At 73.1% G+C, this 372-nt stretch carries 1 protein-coding gene; it reads left to right on the plus strand.

Annotation, left to right across the window (positions count from 1 at the left end; translation table 11 throughout):
• Positions 1 to 372 (plus strand): VCBS domain-containing protein (locus tag E1J50_RS26155; protein WP_132257177.1); only part of this gene is annotated, 372 nt, incomplete at both ends.

Here is a 372-nt window from a genome sequence, read left to right on the forward strand (position 1 = left end):
CGGCCGGCGAGACGCGGGTCGAGCGCTTCACCGTCATCGTGGATGACGGCCGCGGTGGTCGGGCGAGCCAGGACGTCACGGTGACGATCACCGGCACCAACGACGCACCGACCATCACCGGCGGCAGCGTCGCGGGCGGCGTGACGGAACTCGCGACGCCAGTGGGCAGCCTGACCAGCGGCGGCAGCATCAGCTTCGCCGACCTCGACCTCAGGGACGGCCACAGCGTCACGGCGATGGCGCAGGGCAGCGTCCTCGGCACGCTGAGCCCGCGGATCGTGACCGACACGACGGGCTCGGGCGCGAGCGGGAGCCTGGGCTGGGCCTACGCGGTCGAGGGGGGGAAGGTGGAGTATCTCGCGGCGGGCGAGA

Source organism: Methylobacterium segetis, assembly GCF_004348265.1.
Taxonomy (GTDB): Bacteria; Pseudomonadota; Alphaproteobacteria; order Rhizobiales; family Beijerinckiaceae; genus Methylobacterium; species Methylobacterium segetis.